6 protein-coding genes and 1 pseudogene are annotated in these 5,865 nt (G+C 44.6%); all 7 read right to left on the reverse strand.

Features of this window, described 5'->3' with window-relative positions; translation table 11 throughout:
* Window positions 1–120: 120 nt before the first annotated feature.
* The 7 genes and pseudogenes from ALO_RS15550 to dapA all read right to left on the reverse strand — a co-directional run bounded on the left by ALO_RS15550 (window position 121) and on the right by dapA (window position 5,855).
* A complete protein-coding gene (locus tag ALO_RS15550) occupies window positions 121–372 on the reverse strand; it encodes a hypothetical protein (protein ID WP_004097648.1) in 252 nt (83 codons plus the stop codon).
* Between the two features lie 105 nt (window positions 373–477).
* Window positions 478–690, reverse strand: a complete 213-nt coding sequence (locus ALO_RS22155; protein ID WP_139025420.1) for a hypothetical protein — start codon at window positions 688–690, stop codon at window positions 478–480.
* Window positions 691–718: 28 nt separating this feature from the next.
* Entirely contained in the window at window positions 719–1,462 is a 744-nt protein-coding gene (locus ALO_RS21030; RefSeq protein ID WP_083821124.1) for an MORN repeat-containing protein, read from the reverse strand.
* Window positions 1,463–2,068: 606 nt separating this feature from the next.
* Window positions 2,069–2,416 (reverse strand): VOC family protein, encoded by a 348-nt coding sequence (locus tag ALO_RS15560; RefSeq protein ID WP_004097655.1) that lies wholly within the window; start codon window positions 2,414–2,416, stop codon window positions 2,069–2,071.
* A gap of 49 nt (window positions 2,417–2,465) precedes the next feature.
* Window positions 2,466–3,746: an SLC13 family permease gene (locus ALO_RS15565; RefSeq protein WP_004097657.1), complete on the reverse strand. Its 1,281-nt coding sequence runs from the start codon at window positions 3,744–3,746 to the stop codon at window positions 2,466–2,468.
* A 109-nt stretch (window positions 3,747–3,855) separates the two neighbouring features.
* Window positions 3,856–4,945 (reverse strand): annotated as a pseudogene (locus tag ALO_RS15570) (PdxA family dehydrogenase).
* Between the two features lies 1 nt (window position 4,946).
* The gene (dapA, locus tag ALO_RS15575; protein ID WP_040293618.1) at window positions 4,947–5,855 is read right to left on the reverse strand and encodes a 4-hydroxy-tetrahydrodipicolinate synthase; all 909 of its coding nucleotides are present in this window, start codon (window positions 5,853–5,855) and stop codon (window positions 4,947–4,949) included.
* Window positions 5,856–5,865: the final 10 nt, after the last annotated feature.

Below are 5,865 nucleotides of genomic sequence, written 5' to 3' on the forward strand. Positions count from 1 at the left end.
TCTTGGGATATCGTAATTCTATTCCGAAATACCGCTAAGCTCACTTTTGCCTGTTGCATTGTGTCCAGGTATTACATCACTCGAATATAGGTAACTGCGATTAGCCATACACTTACCTCCTCATGACGCAAAAGCTGCTTTTGTCGGAAATGTCCCTCCTTCTTTCACTACACATCTCGCTAGTCGCTGAGCAGCTCTATCGAAGTAGAATTTTGATGATTGATTCGGGTCAGAAACAGGTTCCAGTTCCGTAAACATATTTGTTTTCTTATTTAATTCTATTCGTCCCATTTGTTCTTCGTTAGGACCAAATCTGTATATTACTATTTCTTCATCTTCATGTTCTTTAAGTAATAGTACGAACGATGCCATTTCAAACCTCTTTTCGATATTCTTATGGTTACGTTACCGGATAATCACCATTATTGCCCCACCAATTCACAATTTTGGCATTAACATCACTGCATTTTTTAAAACTTATTGTGCAGAACCTTCTCTAACATTGCTTAACCCATATTCAAAGCGCTCATTTAATTCAGTAATAATAGAATTCAGGGAACTCCAGGGACGGTTCATTACACTGTTATCAGAAGGTACTGCTATTTTAGTTGGAAGCCATTTAAACTCCATTGAATACTCTTTACTAAAACCCAATTCCAAAGTATCACCCATAACCTTTAATTCACGCAAATACCCCTACAATATTAAATAAGACGATTTAGCCATGTTTTATTACCTGGTTAACTTCTTGGCCTATAGTTTTCCCAAGCTGTTTCCCCGAGTATTTTATATAATAGCTGATATTCCCATGCACTTTAAAGTTATCTAAAAACTGAATGTCTTCCATTGTAGGCAGGACTCCGTAAACAACCATATAGTAACCCGGAGTCAGATTGCTCCATTGAGAAGAGTAGGATACTGCGGGAGTAAAACCAAGAGCCCTGGATTTATCGGCTTCTGCAGCCGCTTCATCATAAGATTTGCTGCATAACCCGATGATAAAATACCCTTCTTTCAGTTCCGATGCATTGATGAGTTTCCCATCGATAAAGGTTCCGGTATGTACAGTTCCATCCCCCAGCAAAATGCCATATCCATTTTTCTCGCCATTGCGGAATTCACCTTTGTATGCGTTAGCAGCAGTCCTTTCTATTCCCTGCCCGTGGTACAGGCTCTCCTTCCACTCCCCGGCATACTCGTATCCGCCCCAGCCCAAAATTCCAAATCCCTGACGAAATCCATAGTTCATATGCCCCTCATATTTACCCAGTTTCATACCAGAAGGCGTATAGAATTGCTGCATTCCATATCCATGCAATTTACCCTCGCGCACTTCTCCTGTCCAACTAAAAGGAGTATCTTCCGACGAATTAGATGCGTAATAAGCTGCACCCGCATCAGAGTAGATCCATGTGCCCTGGGCGAAACACTGACAAGTCCAAAAGACCAGCAGCAGAAGCATCTTAGAGAATACCCTTGAAAATGGGATTCGATTGAATTAGCATGGTGCTTTCCTCATTTCGTCAGTTTACCGCTATAGAATTGCATCTTCCGATTAACCTCGAGATTGCCTTCGGTTTGAACTATTAAAAAATCCTTAATAGTTGAATATGAATCTAATTCCTCGTAATTCTTTATTTATAAAATTCATGGAATGGAGTTTCCGGGCGCTTACTGCAAAACGGGCAATTCTCATCTCCACAACCATCATCTGACCATTCATTACAATTAGGGCAGAAATTGCAATCATATTTATCAAAGTATACTAACGGGTAATTGCATGTTTTACATGTTTCTTTCACAATAACGCCGCCGACTCTCCATTTACCACACAATACTACTTCTCTCTTTTTTCTACTCTCCCAAATTTTCATTGCATCACCGTTGGTCTACCAACATTTTTAATTATGTTGTATTGTTTTATTGTTCGGCTTGAATTCTGCTACTTTTTCATTTCGCCTGTCTGGGGCGATATTTAATATATTTTTCAATCTAAATATAAAAATCCTGCCAAATTAGTTCAAAGATATTGAGAATTTGGCAGGATTTTTGTTGTAATGATTTGCCGTTACTTTTGCATAATATGGATGGCAAAGCCGCCAAACTCGCCGTCTAAATAGACGTTCTTCAGTTTACCATCCTCGAAATATGCGGCAGTATCCATGTTGAAGGAGAAGCCTTTCTCTTTCAGCTCTTCTGCGGCAGCGGTCAAATCAGGTGTACGCATAGCGATATGACCGTTTGCACCCAGGAATGGAGCCTTCATACACTCGAAGTAAGGGCCGCCGAATTCGGACTTTTGTCCGTGACGAAACTCAAGGTTAAACATCATGCTCAGAAGCCGAGCCAGTTTTTCTGCCTCCTCGGCATTTGGTGTATTGATGCCGATATGCTCCAGTTCAAATTTATTATTCATAATCATACCTCTTTTTGTAAATATCGGAAAATTCAATCACTTCGGAAGCTTACAGCGGGAACATCATCAACGCTCCGGCAGTCAGAGCCAACAAACGGATGAAGTACATCGGAATTGTGAATTTCCAGAACTCGGTTAGCTTGTAGTTGCCAAGGCCCATTATCATAGCCGGCATGCCGTCAATAGGAAGGAAATGGCCGTTCCAGCCTGAAACTACGATTGCGGCCGCAGCAGCAGTCGGATTTAACCCTAGGCTTAGGCAGGTAGAAATAGCCAAAGGTGCAAATACATATACAGTGCCCAAGGTAGAACCTGTAAGGGTTGCAAGTACACTTGTCAGTACACAGAAGGCAAAAACCAGAAGGAAAGGATTAATGCTATTGCCAAGCATTTGGGCCACAGTTTCGCCAACTAAAGCGGTTAGGCCTGTACTGCCAAGAGCATCGGCAATGCCGATAACACCGGCAGACATCAAAATGATGGGAGCCCCGATGCTGTTACGAATTTCATTGAAATCCAAAACACGGACAGCTAGTATCACAGCTACAGCCAAACCTGGAATTACATAGCCTGAATCGCCAATTTTGCTTTGAAGAATCATGCCCGCAACGGCAGCCACAAAGGCTGCATAAGTAGTGTACTCTTTCCATTTTGGCATTTCGATAACAATTTCGCCCTGGGACTCAGCATTTTCAGTGGCCGCTGCAGCAGGATGGCTAGGTAGTCTTTTGTAAGCAATTAAGCACCATACTAGGAAGGCTAACGAGAGTATTAAGTTCACAACAGAGAATTTCACTAAGGAAACATTACCAACAGCTGCTCCGGCAGCTTGCAGAACAGCAATAACAATGCCGTATTGCAGCGCCACGTTTACCGGAATTAGAGGATGGTTGGCAGCGAAGCCGGAAGTCATAATAATTTTGGAACCTGGTAATTTCTCATTGTAAGGTATGGCGGATAGTATACCTAGCGTAAGAACATAGTATGCAGTTGAGCCTGTGCCGAATAGGCTGCAGCCTAGCATAACCACAAGAATCAACAGTACATAGGCCCTAAATCCACCTTTGCTAGCCATGTTGTACATTGCTTTTTTGAAAGAAACAATAAAGCTGGTCTTTTGTAGAGCCGCCATAATTGCCATGAAGGAGGCAAGCATAACAACGGTAGAGTTAGAAAAGCCTCCGAAAGCAGTCTTGATATCGGCTATGCCGAAAAGAACCAATAGCAGACATGCGAGAAGTGGAGGTGCGCCGAAGGGAAGTTTGTCTGTCATGATTAAAATAATCATGAATACAGTGATAGCAAGGGCAATAATCATTGAAATCGTCATTTGTTTGAACTCCTCTCTTTTATAGGATTATTTTTTTGCAGTCAGCGCATATATCAATTCAAACATTCTGTTTGGGGAAATGGGTGTACAGTATATCTGCCACACAAAGTTAGGCCTCTTTCTTGGCATTAACCATAAGGATGGCATAATCTATGGCATTGACCAAGCTCAGCGCGCTGGAACGGCCGCTGCCTGCAAGGTCGGTGCCGGTGCCATGGTCCACGCTGGCACATAGGCAGACCCAGGGTTACGTTAACACCTTCAACAGCTTCCCAGTGCTTTTCCTCACGGTTATAAACAAAGCCTTTAACCTTTAGTGGGATATGACCTTGATCGTGGTACATGGCCACAACGATGTCATACCATCCGCCCAGTGCTTTAGAGAACACTGTATCGGGAGGGGTAGGCTTCTTTTCCGGGATAATGATGCCCTCAGCCATGGCAGCCTCGATGGCAGGTTGGATTTCTTCAACTTCCTCCCAGCCAAACATGCCGTTCTCACCACAGTGGGGATTCAGCCCCGCAACGCCAATTTTAGGCTCTTTAATTCCCAGTGCTTTGCAGCCTTCGTTAGCAATACGGATGCAATCCAGGACACGATCTTTCTTGACACGGTCACAGGCTTCACGTAAAGACACATGAGTGGAAACATGTACTACCCGCAGATCGCCGTGAGCCAGCATCATGGTGTACTTAGGCGTGCCCGTGTAATCAGCATAAATCTCGGTATGGCCTGAGTAGTGATGGCCGGCCATGTTTATGGCTTCCTTGCTCAGAGCATTGGTAACCGTAGCATCAATCTGGCGATCCATAACCAGCTGAATCACTTTTACAACATACTGGAAAGCCGCCTCGCCGCCTAAGGCACAGACTCCCACGCCAAAAGGCTTAGGTGCATCCAGTTTGGAGGTATCCGGAATTTCGTCTGCAGGAATCAGCTTCAAATCCATTAGGTCGATGGTGCCATGGGTGTACCTGCCTTCGGCGGGTGTGGAAACCACATTCAGCTCCAGATGAATGCCGTGAACTTTCCCGGCCACCTTCAGAGCGTAGCTCATGGAGGTCTCGTCGCCTACTACTAAGGGTTTACAACGTTCGTAGATTTGTGCATCTGCCAGTGCACGAACAGTAATTTCCGGGCCATTTCCAAAGGGGTCACCCATAGAAATTCCAATAATAGGCTTACAGTGTATACTCATATTAGCGCATCCCTTGGTCGGCGTTTTCCTTCAGAACTTGTTTTAGTGCGTCAACGCCTTCGTCGCATAGGTAGTTGAATGGACGGCGGCAGTCGCCTACAGGATAACCAAGCAGAGAAACAGCCTTTTTAACAACAGTGTTAGGATTGCCATATTTGAACACGGCACGGAAGGAGGCGATGGAGTCTTGAGCGGCTTTAGCCTCCTCGAGCTTACCAGCCTTGAACAAGTAATAAATAGATGCCAGAACATGAGGATATACGTTGGCGCATCCTGCGATGCCGCCTGCACCGCCCGCCTCCAGGCAAGGCAGAATTAGTGAATCGTTTCCGGACAAAACACGGAAGCCTTTGTCTAAGTCCTTTGTAAGGTTGATGTAGGCAAGTAAGTTATCCCAGTCACCGCTGGAGTCTTTGGCACCCATGATGATATCTACATCTTTAGCCAGCTTTGCAACGGTTTCAGGAAGCAATTTGTTGCCTGTGCGTGCAGGGATGTTGTACAGCACGATTGGAATGTCTACATGCTTAGCAATTTCCGCGTAGTGGTCATAAAGCTCTTTTTGTGAAGCAAAAGCAAAGCTAGGGGTGATAATGGACAGCACATCGGCGCCTAGCTCCTGCGCTTTCTTGCTGATACGAATGGTATCAGCCGTAGAAATGCAGCCGGTGCCTGCGTACACCGGAACACGATGTTTTACTTGGTCGATAACAGCCTCAAGAACCTCAATCTTTTCATTTTCGCTTAGGATGTAACCTTCGCCGTTGGTTCCGAATGGGAACAGACCATGGACGCCGCCCTCCAGCATGCGTTCAGTCTGGTTGCGCAGCTCCTTCAGATTGACCGATTCATCGGGATTCATGGGGGTTAGAATAGGTGGGATAATGCCTTTTAATTCAACATTCTTCATCATAACGCTC

Origin of the sequence: Acetonema longum DSM 6540 (assembly GCF_000219125.1) — a bacterium.
In the GTDB taxonomy this organism is placed as follows: Bacteria; Bacillota; Negativicutes; order Sporomusales; family Acetonemataceae; genus Acetonema; species Acetonema longum.